Below are 15,829 nucleotides of genomic sequence, written 5' to 3'. Positions count from 1 at the left end.
GATGATCGCAGTTTGACGTTTTGTTTCAGCGCTTTGCTTGTAGGCAACGAGAGGAACATGGCGAACTGGCCATATCAAATCAGATTGGGAACAGATGAGTAAAGGGAGTATAGCGGATTTTGACGATAAAATCGCCTACAGTCAGAGGCTGGTGGTTACCAGTAACTGGTGCGTCTTTTAGCGCGAGCGATAATATTCTGAGGCATTCGCGCTTCAAGCGCTGAGCGTAATTCGGCAATACGATCACGCGTGCCAGAGTCTGCGGTAATGGTCTGATATAACCAGCGATAAGCATCCTCATAATCAAGCGGTGAACCGACGTCATCCACGAGCAACTCGGCCAGTTGAATTCGCGCGCGGGTATCCCCCAATGAGGCGGCTTCGCGCAGGTAAGGAATCGCGCGTCCTTGATCTTGCTGCACCAAGGTCCCATTCGCATAGTATCGCCCTAGCTGCTCCAATGCCGCAGGTAACCCTTGCTGCGCAGCCTGTTTCATGTAATACACACCGAGCTCGGCATCTTGATCAACGCATACGCCCCACGCCAACATATCGCCGTACAAGAACTCATAGGCGGGAGACCCCACACGTGTTGCCCGTACTTCGATGTCTTGTACGAGTTGGCATTCATCTTGTTCCACACGCTCAAGGTGTGAGTTGGTCTCGAATAAGGCGATCAGTTCACTTTCTTCATACAAGGGTACCGCTGGCCCCACATCCGCTCTAGCGGTTGCTGTTGCCAACGTCGTTACCGTTAGTAAAAGTGAAAAACTCAGCGTTCGAAACTTCATGCCTACTCGCTATTCAACCAAGAAACTCAACAGCAACGCGCGCGCTAACCGTGTGCTTTTTTGTATCGGCACCCTGCTCAGTGACTTTAGCAAAGGCGGCAAGTTTTTTCCGCTTTCCACGCGATCTGGGTTCCAACTTCATCCAATAGCGAAAAAAAAGCCAGCGTTAAACGCTGGCTTCATGGTTTGTCTTCGCGCAAGCATTAGCTCTCGAAAGGATGAACCTTAATGATGGTTTCATTACGGTCTGGGCCAGTTGAAATCAGATCAATCGGCACGCCAGTCAAGGTTTCAATACGCTTGATGTAATCAAGTGCAGCTTGTGGCAGTTCGTCGAGTGACTTCACCCCAAAGGTGTTTTCGCTCCAACCCGGCATGGTCTCATAAACAGGCTCGATGTTTGCGTACGCATCCGCAGCCAATGGTGATACCTCTACCATGGTGCCGTCAGCCATCTTATAACCCGTACAAATTTTGATTTCTTCCAAGCCGTCCATCACGTCCAGTTTGGTTAAACAAAAACCCGAGACCGAGTTAATCTGCACGGCACGGCGCATAGCCACCGCGTCAAACCAACCACAACGACGCTTACGACCCGTGGTTGCACCAAACTCCGCACCCTTGGTGCCTAGATGCATACCAATGTCGTCATCAAGTTCTGTTGGGAACGGACCTGCCCCTACTCGCGTGCAATAGGCTTTGGCGATACCTAGCACATAACCAAGATGACGAGGACCAAAACCAGAGCCTGCAGCCACACCGCCAGCGGTAGTGTTTGAGGAGGTCACATACGGATAAGTGCCGTGATCAATATCTAGCAAGGTGCCTTGTGCGCCTTCGAACATGATTTTGTCATCACGTTTACGCGCATCATCGAGCTCTTGGGTGACATCAATCACCATACCGGTGAGGATGTCTGCTTGCTCCATGACCTTGGCTAAGGTGTCTTCATAGCTTACAGGTTCGACTTTATAGAAGTGCTCTAGCTGGAAGTTATGGAGTTCCATCACTTCTTTCAGCTTTTCAGCGAAGGCTTCTTTATCGAATAGGTCACCCACACGCAAACCACGGCGCGCCGCTTTGTCTTCGTACGCTGGGCCAATACCACGGCCTGTGGTGCCAATGGCTTTCTTGCCACGCGCTTTTTCACGCGCTGCATCCAACGCAATGTGATAAGGCAGGATCAAAGGACACGCTTCTGATAGGAATAGGCGCTCACGCACGGGCACGCCGCGTGCTTCCAGCTCACCCATTTCTTTCAGTAAAGCGTCTGGCGACAACACCACACCATTACCGATAATGCATTTAACGTTGTTGCGGAGGATACCAGAAGGAATCAAGTGTAGGACGGTCTTTTCACCGTCAATGACAAGAGTATGACCTGCGTTGTGACCGCCTTGATAGCGAACCACGTATTTTGCATCTTCAGTCAAAAGATCAACGATCTTTCCCTTACCTTCGTCACCCCATTGGGTGCCGAGAACGACTACGTTATTACCCATCTTCTTCGATATGCAGCTAGTTAAAAAAGGATTCTAGCACCTTAAAAACTCGGTTGCAGTTATTTTTTAACCGTATTGTCGTTTTCTTTCCATGGGTTTGTCACGTCAAGCTGACAGCCGCGTTGTCAACCTAAGATGGAATAGGCGAATACAGCGCCAATCACCACTAAACATCCTCCTATACGTCGCAACTGATTATCCGGCTGCAGACTCAGCTCGGTCACCACTTGTCGCCATTGCTTGGGGAATAACATAGGCCCCAGCCCCTCGACAATTAATACCAGCGCGAGCGCCCCCCAGAATGTCATCATGATTTCTTCTCCTTTATTGAACGCTACTGTGCGCAATCATTACCCGATAAAAAAAGACAAGGCGCGATGCCTTGTCTTTTCTGTCGGTGATAACGATTTATTGATCGATCACATCTGGATGCTTCATGTATTTGAAGAAGTCACTTTTCGGATCAACAATCAGCATATCGCCCTTGCTGTCAAAGCTCTCGCGATAGGCCTGTAGCGAACGTACAAAACTATAGAACTCAGGCTCTTTCTTGAACGCACGAGCAAAAAGCTGCGCCACTTCCGCGTCTGCTTCACCCCGTGTGATTCGCGCCTGCCGCTCTGCTCGAGAAAGGATAGTGGCTACCTCAAGTTCTGCTTGCGCGCGAATGATTTCAGCCTGCTCACGACCTTGAGCACGATGACGACGCGCCACCGCTTCACGTTCGGCACGCATACGGGCATAGATGGATTCACTGATCTCGCTTGGAAGATTGATACGTTTGATACGCAAATCAATCAGCTCAATCCCTAAATCACGTACACCCTCACCCGCGGCACGCTCCAATACACCGTCCATGACTTGGTCGCGCTTTTCAGACACAATCTCTTTGATGGTCTTATTACCAATTTCGGCACGCAAACCGTCAGAAATACGACGTTGCAACAGAGACTCAGCGGTGAGCTTATTACCGCCCCCTGTGGCAAGGTAGTACTGACCAAAGTCTTTAATTCGCCACTTTAGATAAGAGTCGATAATGACATCTTTTTTCTCTGCAGTAACAAAGCGATCAGCACGGTCATCCATGGTTTGAATGCGTGCGTCGAGAGTCTTCACTCGGTCAAACAACGGCAACTTAAAATGCAAACCTGGCTGATAGATTTTCGCGATCTCGTTATCCGCTTTCAGGACACGCCCAAAGCGAATCACAATACTGCGTTCACCCTCACTCACCACGAAGATCGACATCAAAAAGATCACGACTGCTAAGGCTATAACCGGGATCATCATCTTACGCATGCTTAGTATCTCCCTTCACGTGATGAACCAGAACGCGGCGCCGATTCAGGCTGTTTTGGCTGAGAGCTTTGCTCCAGCTCAATGCCATACTGGCTGCTCGACGTTTCTTTACGCTGGTTAGGCCCAACGGCTGCTCCTCCCATCAACTTATCCAGCGGGAGATACAAGAGGTTGCTGTTTCCGCTTTGCGAATCCACCATCACCTTACTTGTGCTGCTGTACACCTGTTCCATGGTTTGGATATACAGGCGATTACGTGTCACGCGTGGCGCATCAATGTACTCTGGCAACAGCTTTTCAAATTGAGAAACTTCACCTTCCGCTTCATTGACCGTACGCTCTTTATAACCCAATGCGGCTTTTTTCAGCGTTTCTGCTCGACCCGTTGCTTTCGGCAAGACGTCATTACGATACGCTTCTGCCTCACGGATAAAGCGCGCTTCATCCTCACGGGCTGCAATGGCGTCATCAAAGGCGTCTTTTACCTGCTCTGGTGGCCGTGCGTACTGGAAGTTCACATCGACAACAATTAAGCCCATGTTGTATTTATCAATGATCTGATTCAACTCAACTTGGGTGCGCTCTCTTACTTCTTGACGACCACGAGTGATAATATCATCCATCACAGAATCACCCACGACCGCACGAAGCGCTGAATCTGTCGCTTGACGCAAGCTGTCATCAGCATTGGTGACACTGTAGAGATACTGCTGGGCATCCATCACGCGATATTGGACATCCATTTCGACGTTGACCACGTTTTCATCTTTGGTCAGCATCAAACCTGAACTATTTAGCGAGCGGATTGATTCCATATCAACCGTTCTCACGGTATCAACAAACGTCGGTTTCCAGTTAAGGCCAGGTTGCACGACACGATCGTACTGACCGAACCGAAGCACCACACCACGCTGCGCTTCGCCAATGGTATAGAAACCGGAAATACCCCATACGATAACACCGATGAGTGCGAGGACACCTAGCCCCGCCATTCCGCCACCGAAAGAAGGTCCTTTGCCTTTCCGGCCACCAAAGCCACCCAGTTTGCGGCTTAGTTTATTAAACAATTCATCAAGATCGGGTGGTCCTTGATTACGGCCACCACGATTCCCCCAGGGGTCTTTGTCGGGACCGCCATTGTTTCCTGGCTCATTCCACGCCATTCGCGCACTCCATCAAATTGATCTGACGATAATTTTTTACTCTAGCAGCCTATTCACTGACGATAAAGTCGCCAAGCTGGTTGCCTTCTCTTTTTTCTAACCGATGCCAGTCTGTTTGCGGCAGCCTAACATCGACTAATAGATGCCCATCGTCTTGGTATTCTTCACTGACAATGCATCGCATCTGGTGAAATTTACTTTGCATCCGACCCGCTAGATTTGGCGGTAGTCGTAATCGATGCCGCACCATGGTACCGGCCAAACGCTCAGTCAGCGCGTCAAAGATGAGCGCAATACCTTGCCCCGACAAGGCTGAAACCCATACGGCTTTCGGCACGCCCTCGTCGTCTCGTTCAATACGAGGCTCAGCCTGATCCAGACTATCTATTTTATTCATGATAAGTAGACGTGGCACATCATCGGCTTCAATCTCTTCGAGCACGCTGTCAACAGCCTCAATGTTGTCACTCAATCGCTCATCACTGGCGTCAACCACATGCAACAATAAGCTCGCTTCTTGCGTTTCTTGCAATGTCGCTTTAAACGCCGCCACCAAATCATGTGGCAAATGGCGAATGAAACCGACGGTATCGGCTAAAATCGCGGTGCCGACATCTTCGACTTCAATCCGACGTAAGGTCGGATCCAAAGTAGCAAACAGTTGATCGGCTGCATAAACGCCAGCTTCGGTAATCCGATTAAACAGCGTCGACTTACCCGCATTGGTATACCCCACCAGCGATACCGTTGGTACCTCGGCACGCGCTCGCGCACGTCGTCCTTGCTCGCGCTGCTTGGCCACTTTGTCTAAACGACGCAAAATCGCTTTTACCCGATCACGCAATAAGCGACGATCCGTTTCTAACTGGGTTTCCCCTGGGCCACGTAAACCGATCCCCCCTTTCTGACGTTCAAGGTGGGTCCAGCCACGCACGAGTCGGGTTGAAAGATGCCGTAACTGCGCTAATTCAACCTGCAATTTACCCTCATGCGTACGTGCACGCTGCGCGAAAATATCGAGAATGAGGCCTGTTCGATCCAATACTCGACATTTAAATCGCTGCTCCAGATTGCGCTCTTGGGCGGCAGACAAGGTATGATTGAAGATCACCACATCAGCCCCGACGTGCTGCACGGTCTCTGCAATTTCTTGGGCTTTTCCCTCGCCGACAAAATATTTCGGGTGAGGAGACTGACGGCTGCCGACAACAACTTGCAAGGCGTCGACACCCGAGGACGAAACCAGCATTTGAAACTCACTGAGATCATCCCACTCGCCATCATGGGTAAAATTAATATGAACGAGTACAGCCTGTTCACCGGCCTCGTAACGGTCAAACAAGCGAAAGACTCCTTAGCAATTGAATACTCACTCCTCAGGTTTTTCTTGCTGACGATCGCCCTGTGGACGCTCTCCAGCCCCTTGGTTATTGTTGTGATGGCTCACAGCACGTGCTGGCACCACAGTAGAAATGGCATGCTTATATACCATTTGATTCACGGTGTTTTTCAGCAAGATCACAAACTGATCAAACGATTCGATTTGCCCTTGTAACTTAATGCCATTCACCAGGTAAATGGAAACAGGAATACGCTCACGACGTAACGCATTTAGGAATGGGTCTTGTAATGATTGCCCCTTAGCCATTAGTTCTTTTCCTTATTTGTTTGTAATTGTAGTCAATGTCGCGGTTAAGCAGCGTCCTTGTCAGTGACAGTATACATCAAGTTTCCGTCCCTGCCGTCAACGCTTTTGTCACCGTTTGTAAAGACAGTGACGGCGCGTCACTGTCAAGCCACGTCACATTTTCCCAGCCTCGCAGCCAAGTTATCTGACGTTTGGCTAACTGGCGCGTCGCGCAAATCCCACGGTAAACGGCTTCATCATGGGTGCTACGTCCGGCCAAATAATCCCACATTTGGCGATACCCAACACAGCGGATCGAGGGCAGATCGGGATGCAGATCCTCTCGCTCAAACAGTGTACGTACCTCCTTTTCAAAGCCCGCTTCAACCATTTTGTCAAATCTGAGCTCAATGCGGCGATGCAACTCACCTCGTTCCTGAGGCGCTATTGCAAATTGGTGTACCTGATACGGCAAAGGTTCACCTTTTTTTTCCGTCAATGCGGTCAGGGTTTGTCCACTGATACGGTACACCTCAAGTGCCCGCATAATCCGCTGCGGATCGTTGCGATGGATCCGCGCACCAGAAACAGGATCAATATCACATAACTGTGCATGAAGCGCTTCCCAGCCATGCTGCTGCGCTTCTTTTTCTAATGCGTCACGCACACTAGGATCCGCACTGGGTAATGGCGATAACCCTTCTAATAACGCTTTAAAATACAACATGGTGCCCCCAACCAACAGAGGGATCTTGCCATTCGACACGATCTTCTTCATTTCTGTGAGGGCGTCTTCACGAAAGTCGGCTGCGGAATAAGCCTGAGCGGGATCTCGAATGTCGATGAGGCGATGCGGCGCCTGCGCTAATTCGTCAGCGGTTGGCTTGGCGGTACCAATATCCATCCCTCGATAAATTAAGGCCGAATCAACACTAATAATTTCAACCGGCATGGTATTGCGTAATGCAATGGCCAGATCCGTTTTTCCCGAGGCGGTTGGCCCCATCAAAAAAATGGCCTTAGGCAGCGGATTAGTCATGTTGTAATGCTTCTATTGCTGAGGTTAGGTCGAGGCGCGTAAACAAGCGTTGTCGCCCTTTTTCCAACGCCTCACCCTGCCAATACTGTTCAATTTCCGATACGGTCTGTACCGCTTGCGCAAGGCTGACTGGATCCGATGCAACTGTCAACTGCTTTGCCAGCCAACCCAACAGGTTCGCGCGGTGATCCGAATTAGATTGGCTGGGGTCTAAGCCGCCTAAAAAGTTCAGCAGGGCTGGAACAAAGGCTTGCAGATTCTGTTGCCGCAGTGGTTGGCATACAGACATCACCATTAACTGCTGGCCTTTTACCCGAATATCAATACCAAATTGCCCCAGTAACGTTTGATAGTGGCTAATCGCATCACATTCGGATGCAGACGCGGATAAACGTTGTGGAATTAATAAAGGCTGAGTCACTAATCCCTCCACCAAGGCTGGTTGTAACGCCCCTTGATGACGCCAGCTTTCTAACCGATGATGATCAGCTAACCATAAATCCTCACCCCACGACATCAGCACATAATGCTGATCAATCACCGCGAGTACCTTTCCCAAACCAGGTTGGCCACTCACTATCTTAGCTGGTGCCATGCACGTGCTTACGCTAACCGGCGAAGGCGACTGCTCACTCGATGTCGCCTTATCCTTGGCATCGTCAATGTGAACGGCGGCTCGCGGCGTCATTAACCTTTGATAGGCTTGGGTCGCTTGCTTGGAAGGCGTACTCGAACGGTCAGCGCGCGAAGCTTGCCCTTTTGCTGGCCATGACGACTCGGTTGACTGTTTCCCCGGATAAGCGGGAAAGGCATTCACCGCTTGCTGGTAGGAATGGTCGGTTGCCACGGCCGATGCTCGAGGCTGATAAGACACTGTCTCTCTGACCTCGCCGGTCTCTGGATTGACCGTCTCGTCGATGGGTAACGATGATTGTTGCAGCCCGTCACAAATCGCTTGATAAATAAAGTCATGCACCAGCCGTGCTTCATGAAAGCGGACTTCATGCTTCGCCGGATGAACGTTAACGTCTATCTGATGCGGATCCACATCGATATAAAGCACATAAGCGGCATACTGATCGGGCGCTAAGCTTTGCTCATACCCTTGGCGGATAGCATGGTTGATCAATTTATCTTTCATCATGCGCTGATTCACAAAACAATGCTGCATATCGTTTTGCTGCCGCGCGCCATCAGGGGTACATATCCAACCGCGCAGCGCCATATCATGATGGGTCAAGTCAATCCGCAGCGCATGATCAACAAATTTTTGCCCGCAGATGGCTTTTAGACGACGTAGAGGATCCCCCTTTTCAGGGATACGCCGATATTGGCGAACCTGCGTGCCGTTGTGGCGCAGGTTGATGGTAATATCAAATCGACTCAAAGCGATACGTCGCAGCAACTCATCAATATGGCTGAACTCGGTTTTATCGGTACGCAAGAACTTACGTCGGGCTGGCGTGTTAAAAAATAAATCCACCACTTCCACGGTACAACCCACCGGATGCGCTGCCGGTTTCACGCTAACGGCCATATCGCGTCCTTCAGCAAAGGCTGACCACGCTTCTTGCTGTTCCGCGGGACGAGAAGTAATGGTAAGGCGCGAAACGGCGCTCACACTCGCTAACGCCTCTCCCCGAAAGCCCAAGCTCATGATCGCTTCTAAATCATCCAGGCTGTGGATTTTGGAGGTCGCATGGCGACTTAATGCCAGCTGTAAATCTGTTTTGCTGATCCCAACACCATTATCACGGACACGGATGAGCTTACTGCCGCCTTTTTCAATATCGACGTCAATACGGGTTGCGCCGGCATCAATACTGTTTTCCACCAGCTCTTTCACCACCGATGCTGGCCGTTCGACCACTTCGCCCGCGGCGATTTGGTTGGCGAGTCGAGCGGGTAATATCTCAATCGCCATATCAGCTTCCTGGAATAATTAAGGTTTGTCCGACCGCCAGGGTATCTGAGCCGAGTTCATTGGCACGACGTAAGCTTTCGATCGTCACCCCATAATTACTGGCAATTTTACCGAGGTATTCACCGCGTTTCACTTTGTGCTTGATGGCCGGTGATGTCGCACCAGGGACCTTCAGTTTTTGCCCGATCCAAAGGGTATCGGACTTGAGATTGTTCGCTTGGCGAAGCGTGCTCAGTGAGACTTGATACTGCTCGGCGATTTTACCGAGAAATTCGCCACGGCTCACGGTATGAGTCAGGGTTTGTGTGGATGCCCGCTCGGCTTTACCGGCTAACTTAGCCACATCAACATTTGGAATTGATAGCACTTGTCCCACCTGCAGCGTGCTTGAGGTTAAACCGTTCGCCGATTTTATCGCGGCTATTGAGCTTTGATACTGTTTGGCGATAACTGAGAGGGACTGTCCCGGGCTGACTTTGTGTTTTACCCCGTTTTTGCGCGCGGCAAACAAGGTGCCGTCAGGAGGAAAGCGTTCAAAGTAATTACGAATACCATGATAAATGGCATTCGCCAAACCACGTTGATGCCCTCGTTGGAATAACAAACGCTCTTCTTGCGGATTAGAAATAAACCCGGTCTCTACCAACAAAGATGGGATATCCGGCGATTTGAGCACGGCCAAACTCGCATGCTCAGGGCTCGATTTGTGCAGCTTGGTCACTTTACCCAGCTCTTTAAGCACCCGAGTCGCGACGTTGTAGCCTTCTTTTTGCGAGTTACTAAACTGCAAGTCCAACACCGCACGGCTTAAATATTCGTCCTCGTTATTTTGTGCGAGCAAAGAGCCACCACCTAACAAGTTGGATTGCTCTTCATGTTTTTCAATCCAGCGACCAATTTCACTGTTTGCTCGGCGGCGTGAGAGCACCCACACCGAGGCGCCTCGAGGTTGTGGCTGATGAAAACCGTCGGCATGCACTGAGACGAGTAAATGGGCTTTGTGTTTGCGTGCGATTTCAGAACGCTGATTCAAATCAACAAAATAGTCACCGGTACGGGTCAAGACGGCCCGCATTCCCGGCACCGCATTGATGCGTGCAGCCACTTGTTTAGCAATGGCGAGATTGACATCTTTTTCCTGCTTGCGACGCGGCCCAATGGCGCCGGGATCGTTACCGCCGTGCCCGGGGTCAATCGCGACGACAATGTCTTCAGTGCCAAAGGGTAAAGCCGCGACCGTCTCACGCCGTTTCTTTTCCGCTACCGAGAGTGTCGGTTTGTTCTTATCGACTTTTTGCGCGTGTGGTAAATCAACCACTAAACGGTGGCCATACTCGCCTCCCGGTGCGAGAGAAAATATCGTTGGCTTAGCGCCATTTTTCAACTCAAAAACCAGTCGATACGTGCTGGCATCAGGGGGGGTGCTCTTGCGGATTTTAGTCAGAATATCGCTGCCTTTAACCTGCTTTGGCAAGCCGGTGGCGAGCTGGCTTTGTTTCAAGTCGACCACAAGTCGGTCCGGGCGTGTTAAAGAAAAATAACTAAAATCCGCCTTTTCAGCGAGATCAACCACCACCCGGGTTTCATTCGGTGCCGGCCACACCCGAATATTTTCGATTTTGTTGGCCCAACTTGTTGCACTCAACAAACTGGCGATCATCAAGATGCAAAGCCGCTGCCACATCATGCTAGTCTTCCCATTCTAGGCGGTCGATAATAGCCAGGCCTGCCGCGCTATTGGCATCAATAATAAGGTTGCGCTGCTCTCCATCGTAACGCAGAGTGATATCCAGATCGGCATGCGGTAACCAGCCTTCTCCCTTTTCTGGCCATTCAATTAAGCACAGCGCTTGTTGATTAAAATAATCTCGGATCCCCATAAACTCCAACTCTTCTGGATCCGCCAAACGGTAGAGATCGAAATGATACACTTGCCAAGGTGTTAGCTCGTAAGGTTCAACCAAGGTATAGGTTGGACTTTTGACATTACCGGTATGCCCCATCGCCTGGATAAAACCGCGGCAAAACGTGGTCTTTCCCGCACCAAGATCGCCATGTAGATAGCAGGTTGTACTTTGCGTACAAGCACGCGCCAGTGCCGCGCCGAAAGCCACCGTGCGATCCGCATCGGTCAACTGAGTGATAAAAGTCTGGGTCATACTACTTTGGGATCTCGTCTGTTATTTATGTCATAAACGGCTCTGATTACTGAACCAGGCGCGTTTCTCTAATCCACTAACTGCTGCAAATAGGGAAACAAATCGCTGGAGAGCAATCCTCTTTCACCGGCCTGAGCGGCGTAATCACCCGCTTTACCATGAAGGTAGCAACCCAATGTTGCCGCCGAGAATAAATCAACGCCTTGCGCCAACAAACTACCGATTACCCCCGAGAGCACATCGCCCATTCCCCCAGACGCCATGCCAGGATTGCCCACATTTGCGACAGCATAATCTGTGCCATCATATACGATCGTTCCTGCCCCTTTAAGCAAAACGACCCCACCATACCGTGTTTGTATCGCTTTGACGGCGGCAAAACGATCGAGTTCCACCTCTTTTACTTCACAGCCCAATAAGCGAGCGGCCTCGCCTGGATGAGGCGTGAGAATCCAATCGTCGCGGTGTTGGGGTTGCCGCGCTAATTTATTTAATCCATCCGCATCAACAACCTTAGGCAACCGTGCCGAGAGGGCAATGGTCCAGAGTGCATCCGACCACGCACTCTGGCCAAGTCCAGGGCCGATAACCATATGGGTGGCCCAAGACAAGGCATCACCTAATGATTGGCCCGGCGCCCAACTTTGCGTCATTAGCTCAGGCTGACGCGTGACGAGCATCAAGGTATGGTCTTTTTGCGTCACAACTTTGACGAGGCCGGCGCCAGTGCGTAACGCAGCTTGGGCACAAAGCGTCACGGCACCGGCCATACCATGGTCACCGCCTAAACAAAGAACGCGACCAAATTGCCCTTTGTGTGCGCTGCGCGCTCGGGGCGGGAGGCATTGCGTTTTGATATCGTCACTGATCAGCTGCCCAGCCGGTTCCGCTTGACGTGCAAAGGCTGTTGCTACATTGAGACCAGCAAAAATAAGTTCACCGCGATGCGTGACCGCTTGCCCGGTTAATAAGCCTTGTTTTAATGCAATCAAGGTAACCGTTATATCCGCTGCGATTGCCACACCTTTTACACAGCCACTGTTGGCACACAAGCCAGACGGAATATCAACCGCCACCACTGGCACGTGGCAATGATTAATCACCCTGACCGCTTGGGCAAAATCGCCTTCAACCGCGCGCGATAAACCGGTGCCCAACATGGCATCGACAATGACATCAAACTGCGTGACAGTAGGCTGGGTCTTAATAACGCTTCCACCACAATCTTGCCACTCTTGCCAAGCGGTTGCCGCGTCGCCACTGAGTTTTTCTGGCGCGACCAATGACCATATGGTGACATTTAATCCTGCTGATTTCGCCAACCGAGCAATCACATAACCATCGCCAGCGTTGTTGCCCGCACCACAGACGATCAATAACCGTGCCGCGTTAGGGTAATACTGATTGATACTATCAAAGACGGCTTGGCCAGCTCTTAACATCAGCTGATACATAGGAATATCCAACGCACGCGCGACAGCCTGTTCGCCTTCACGAACTTGCTCTGCACGATAGAAACTCTGTGGTAAACTTGTCGCCATCAACTGCCTCCATTGATTGTACTGCACCACTTAAGGCCTCAGGATCTACCGCTATGTCGCAACCCACGCCCGATGCATCGATTAATTTCGACCAATTAGCCCAACGTATCAAGCAATGGGGACAAGCGCTAGGCTTCCAGCATGTCGGGATCACGGATGTTGATCTCAAGCAATATGAGGCGCAACTGCAACGTTGGCTCGACAATGGCTATCATGGTGAGATGGCGTGGATGGCGCGACATGGCATGATGCGTGCGCGCCCAGAGGAGTTGGTGCCTGGTACGGTACGCGTGATCAGTGTACGCATGAATTATTTACCACCAGAAGCGGGATTTGCCACCACATTGGCCAATCCACGTTTAGGTTATGTGAGTCGCTATTCTTTAGGGCGCGACTATCACAAACTCATCCGCAACCGATTGAAAAAGCTGGGGCAGCAAATCGAAGCCGAGGTTGGTCCCTATGGCTATCGCCCTTTTGTCGACTCGGCACCGATTTTAGAACGTCCGTTGGCAGAAAAAGCAGGGTTGGGATGGACAGGTAAACACTCATTGATCCTTAACGAGGAAACGGGATCCTGGTTTTTCCTCGGCGAGATATTGGTTGATCTCCCTTTACCGACGGATACGCCCGTTGATAATCAGTGTGGCAAGTGCGTTGCTTGTATGACGAGCTGCCCAACCCAAGCGATTGTTGCGGAAGGCGTGGTCGATGCCCGGCGCTGTATTTCCTACCTCACCATTGAATATGATGGTGTGATCCCTATGGAGTTTCGCCACGCGATAGGTAACCGCATTTACGGTTGCGATGACTGCCAGCTCGTTTGTCCATTCAACCGCGAGGCTGAACTCACCTTAGAAGCCGACTTTCACTGTCGCCCTAGCCTTGACCAACAGCCGCTCACCACACTTTTTAATTGGGATGAGGACACTTTTTTATCCTTAACGCAAGGGTCGGCCATTCGTCGTATTGGGATTAAAAAATGGCGACGCAATCTTGCTATCGCGATGGGCAACGCGCCTTATGATCCAGAGATCGTTGCGAGCTTACGAGCCCGGCATGGAGAGGATACATTGGTTGATGAACATATTGAGTGGGCGCTCGGTGAGCAAGAAAACAAACGACAGCGCATTGATGTGGCCTTACTCCCCACCGGCACTCGCCGCCTGGTGCGCATCATTGAAAAAGGGTTATCGCGAGACGCTTAGCACTGTTAAATAGCAGAAAGATGACGCCATTCACATTATGTGGAAAACTATTAAGTAATGTGTGTTTATGGTGCGCTTTTTGATAGTTAAACACATAAGCAGGATATTAAGCGAGCAAGATCACGATAGTGAATAACACTGTGGAAAAGCATTAGTCAACCTGGAAAAAATACACTATTCCCCTTTATTTTCAGCTAAATAGAGAGAAATGGTGTTTATTTCCGGTGTACAACATCATCCTCGTGCTTGCTGACAAGATCACCAGTATGGCGGGCTTTATAGAATTCATCAACCAAGTTATCCACAAAATGAGTCTTGTGGATAAGGCTGTGTATTAGTAATTAAAAGCGCGCCAATACGCCGCTTCCAGAGGAAGTACGTAAGGTGTGAATTTGATGCTAGAGATGATGCTTCACAGCATTAAAGACGGCGCTATATGTAACGCCACACTTGCGGTTAACCAAGTGATTGGAGCGACACACGGGGTTCGAACCCGTGACCTCAACCTTGGCAAGGTTGCGCTCTACCAGCTGAGCTAGTGTCGCTTATACCGAATTGTTATTTGGAGCGACATACGAGGTTCGAACTCGTGACCTCAACCTTGGCAAGGTTGCGCTCTACCAGCTGAGCTAATGTCGCATTGCCGATGCGTAACATCGAATTTTAAATTGGAGCGACACACGAGGTTCGAACTCGTGACCTCAACCTTGGCAAGGTTGCGCTCTACCAGCTGAGCTAGTGTCGCTTAGATCGACCTGATCACTATCAGATCGATATTTAATTTGGAGCGACATACGAGGTTCGAACTCGTGACCTCAACCTTGGCAAGGTTGCGCTCTACCAGCTGAGCTAATGTCGCTTTCAACAGACGATTCACGTCGTTAGGGCTGCGAATTATACGAAGAAAAAACCGGGTTGCAAGTGCTGATAAGCAAAATTATGATTTTTTCTTTTGATCGCTCAAAAGAGCAACAGATCGACGAAAAGAAAATCAGATCGTCAGGATCCTTTCGCGATAGAACTGCAATTCTGCAATTGATTCCCGAATGTCGTCAAGGGCTAAATGGGTGCCTTTTTTAGAAAACGCATTCAGTATTTCGGGCTGCCAACGGCGCGTAAGCTCTTTCAGCGTACTGACGTCCACGGTGCGATAGTGAAAATAACGCTCCAGCGCTGGCATATGACGATAGAGAAAACGACGATCTTGACCCACACTGTTACCACAAATCGGGGAGGCCCCCGCGGGTACCCATTGAGATAAAAATGCGATCGTTTGCTCAATAGCCGCTTGCTCACTGACTTGGCTTTGTTGCACACGCGCAACCAAACCAGACTGGGTATGCGTTTGCGTACACCAATCGTCCATTTTATCGAGTTCGCTTTGCGGCTGATGGATCGCTAATACCGGCCCTTCTGCCAGAATATTAAGCTGTGCATCGGTCACAATCGTTGCGATCTCAATGATCTTGTGGGTGTCCGGATCGAGCCCGGTCATTTCCAGATCGATCCAGATTAAATTGTTTTCACTGAACGCCATTGAACTTGCCTTTTTTATGGGTAAACCATGTATCATACT

14 protein-coding genes and 4 tRNA genes are annotated in these 15,829 nt (G+C 50.3%); 1 reads left to right on the top strand and 17 read right to left on the bottom strand.

Going from position 1 to position 15,829, the window contains the following annotated elements; translation table 11 throughout:
- Positions 1-155: 155 nt before the first annotated feature.
- From motX to BZG77_RS01775, 12 genes are all read right to left on the bottom strand, one after another.
- A complete protein-coding gene (motX, locus tag BZG77_RS01830; RefSeq protein WP_077645974.1) occupies positions 156-791 on the bottom strand; it encodes a flagellar protein MotX in 636 nt (211 codons plus the stop codon).
- A gap of 203 nt (positions 792-994) precedes the next feature.
- Entirely contained in the window at positions 995-2,293 is a 1,299-nt protein-coding gene (locus BZG77_RS01825; RefSeq protein WP_025744518.1) for an adenylosuccinate synthase, read from the bottom strand.
- A 125-nt stretch (positions 2,294-2,418) separates the two neighbouring features.
- On the bottom strand, positions 2,419-2,604 hold the full coding sequence (locus tag BZG77_RS01820) for a DUF2065 domain-containing protein (protein WP_077645973.1): 186 nt from the start codon (positions 2,602-2,604) through the stop codon (positions 2,419-2,421).
- A 97-nt stretch (positions 2,605-2,701) separates the two neighbouring features.
- Positions 2,702-3,592: a protease modulator HflC gene (gene hflC / locus BZG77_RS01815; protein WP_077645972.1), complete on the bottom strand. Its 891-nt coding sequence runs from the start codon at positions 3,590-3,592 to the stop codon at positions 2,702-2,704.
- Between the two features lie 2 nt (positions 3,593-3,594).
- Positions 3,595-4,755, bottom strand: coding sequence for an FtsH protease activity modulator HflK (gene hflK / locus BZG77_RS01810; protein ID WP_077645971.1), 1,161 nt, complete (start codon positions 4,753-4,755; stop codon positions 3,595-3,597).
- 49 nt (positions 4,756-4,804) lie between these two features.
- The gene (gene hflX, locus BZG77_RS01805; RefSeq protein ID WP_077645970.1) at positions 4,805-6,097 is read right to left on the bottom strand and encodes a ribosome rescue GTPase HflX; all 1,293 of its coding nucleotides are present in this window, start codon (positions 6,095-6,097) and stop codon (positions 4,805-4,807) included.
- Between the two features lie 27 nt (positions 6,098-6,124).
- Entirely contained in the window at positions 6,125-6,403 is a 279-nt protein-coding gene (gene hfq / locus BZG77_RS01800; RefSeq protein ID WP_021023479.1) for an RNA chaperone Hfq, read from the bottom strand.
- Positions 6,404-6,479: 76 nt separating this feature from the next.
- Positions 6,480-7,421, bottom strand: coding sequence for a tRNA (adenosine(37)-N6)-dimethylallyltransferase MiaA (gene miaA, locus BZG77_RS01795; protein ID WP_077460016.1), 942 nt, complete (start codon positions 7,419-7,421; stop codon positions 6,480-6,482).
- Positions 7,414-9,345 carry a DNA mismatch repair endonuclease MutL gene (gene mutL / locus BZG77_RS01790; protein WP_077645969.1) on the bottom strand — a complete coding sequence of 644 codons (1,932 nt, stop codon included), beginning with the start codon at positions 9,343-9,345 and terminating at the stop codon, positions 7,414-7,416. The genes miaA and mutL overlap by 8 nt, the downstream gene beginning before the upstream one ends.
- 1 nt (position 9,346) lies before the next feature.
- The gene (locus BZG77_RS01785) at positions 9,347-11,032 is read right to left on the bottom strand and encodes an N-acetylmuramoyl-L-alanine amidase (protein WP_077645968.1); all 1,686 of its coding nucleotides are present in this window, start codon (positions 11,030-11,032) and stop codon (positions 9,347-9,349) included.
- A gap of 1 nt (position 11,033) precedes the next feature.
- Positions 11,034-11,504, bottom strand: a complete 471-nt coding sequence (tsaE, locus tag BZG77_RS01780) for a tRNA (adenosine(37)-N6)-threonylcarbamoyltransferase complex ATPase subunit type 1 TsaE (RefSeq protein ID WP_021023475.1) — start codon at positions 11,502-11,504, stop codon at positions 11,034-11,036.
- A gap of 68 nt (positions 11,505-11,572) precedes the next feature.
- On the bottom strand, positions 11,573-13,045 hold the full coding sequence (locus BZG77_RS01775) for an NAD(P)H-hydrate dehydratase (protein WP_077645967.1): 1,473 nt from the start codon (positions 13,043-13,045) through the stop codon (positions 11,573-11,575).
- Positions 13,046-13,125: 80 nt separating this feature from the next.
- Between BZG77_RS01775 and queG the strand changes: the two genes are divergently transcribed.
- A complete protein-coding gene (queG, locus tag BZG77_RS01770) occupies positions 13,126-14,253 on the top strand; it encodes a tRNA epoxyqueuosine(34) reductase QueG (protein WP_158011406.1) in 1,128 nt (375 codons plus the stop codon).
- Positions 14,254-14,722: 469 nt separating this feature from the next.
- Here queG and BZG77_RS01765 read toward each other — a convergent pair.
- The 5 genes from BZG77_RS01765 to orn form a co-directional block, all read right to left on the bottom strand.
- Positions 14,723-14,798 (bottom strand) — tRNA-Gly (locus BZG77_RS01765).
- An 18-nt stretch (positions 14,799-14,816) separates the two neighbouring features.
- Positions 14,817-14,892 (bottom strand) — tRNA-Gly (locus BZG77_RS01760).
- A 30-nt stretch (positions 14,893-14,922) separates the two neighbouring features.
- Positions 14,923-14,998 (bottom strand) — tRNA-Gly (locus BZG77_RS01755).
- Positions 14,999-15,036: 38 nt separating this feature from the next.
- A tRNA-Gly gene (locus tag BZG77_RS01750) sits at positions 15,037-15,112 on the bottom strand.
- A gap of 132 nt (positions 15,113-15,244) precedes the next feature.
- Positions 15,245-15,790, bottom strand: coding sequence for an oligoribonuclease (gene orn, locus BZG77_RS01745; protein ID WP_021023473.1), 546 nt, complete (start codon positions 15,788-15,790; stop codon positions 15,245-15,247).
- Positions 15,791-15,829 lie beyond the last annotated feature (39 nt).

It is taken from the genome of Salinivibrio sp. IB643 (assembly GCF_001996105.1).
Classification (GTDB): domain Bacteria; phylum Pseudomonadota; class Gammaproteobacteria; order Enterobacterales; family Vibrionaceae; genus Salinivibrio; species Salinivibrio costicola.
The sequence above is the reverse complement of the archived record's forward strand: the minus strand, read 5'-3'. Positions and strand labels throughout refer to the sequence as shown.

Excerpts from the sequence above, each read along its gene's own strand:
- tsaE (WP_021023475.1), bottom strand. The coding sequence starts at position 11,504 with ATGACCCAGACTTTTATCACTCAGTTGACCGATGCGGATCGCACGGTG.
- hfq (WP_021023479.1), bottom strand. The coding sequence starts at position 6,403 with ATGGCTAAGGGGCAATCATTACAAGACCCATTCCTAAATGCGTTACGT.
- BZG77_RS01785 (WP_077645968.1), bottom strand. The coding sequence starts at position 11,032 with ATGATGTGGCAGCGGCTTTGCATCTTGATGATCGCCAGTTTGTTGAGT.
- mutL (WP_077645969.1), bottom strand. The coding sequence starts at position 9,345 with ATGGCGATTGAGATATTACCCGCTCGACTCGCCAACCAAATCGCCGCG.
- miaA (WP_077460016.1), bottom strand. The coding sequence starts at position 7,421 with ATGACTAATCCGCTGCCTAAGGCCATTTTTTTGATGGGGCCAACCGCC.
- orn (WP_021023473.1), bottom strand. The coding sequence starts at position 15,790 with ATGGCGTTCAGTGAAAACAATTTAATCTGGATCGATCTGGAAATGACC.
- BZG77_RS01775 (WP_077645967.1), bottom strand. The coding sequence starts at position 13,045 with ATGGCGACAAGTTTACCACAGAGTTTCTATCGTGCAGAGCAAGTTCGT.
- motX (WP_077645974.1), bottom strand. The coding sequence starts at position 791 with ATGAAGTTTCGAACGCTGAGTTTTTCACTTTTACTAACGGTAACGACG.
- BZG77_RS01825 (WP_025744518.1), bottom strand. The coding sequence starts at position 2,293 with ATGGGTAATAACGTAGTCGTTCTCGGCACCCAATGGGGTGACGAAGGT.
- BZG77_RS01820 (WP_077645973.1), bottom strand. The coding sequence starts at position 2,604 with ATGATGACATTCTGGGGGGCGCTCGCGCTGGTATTAATTGTCGAGGGG.
- hflC (WP_077645972.1), bottom strand. The coding sequence starts at position 3,592 with ATGCGTAAGATGATGATCCCGGTTATAGCCTTAGCAGTCGTGATCTTT.
- hflK (WP_077645971.1), bottom strand. The coding sequence starts at position 4,755 with ATGGCGTGGAATGAGCCAGGAAACAATGGCGGTCCCGACAAAGACCCC.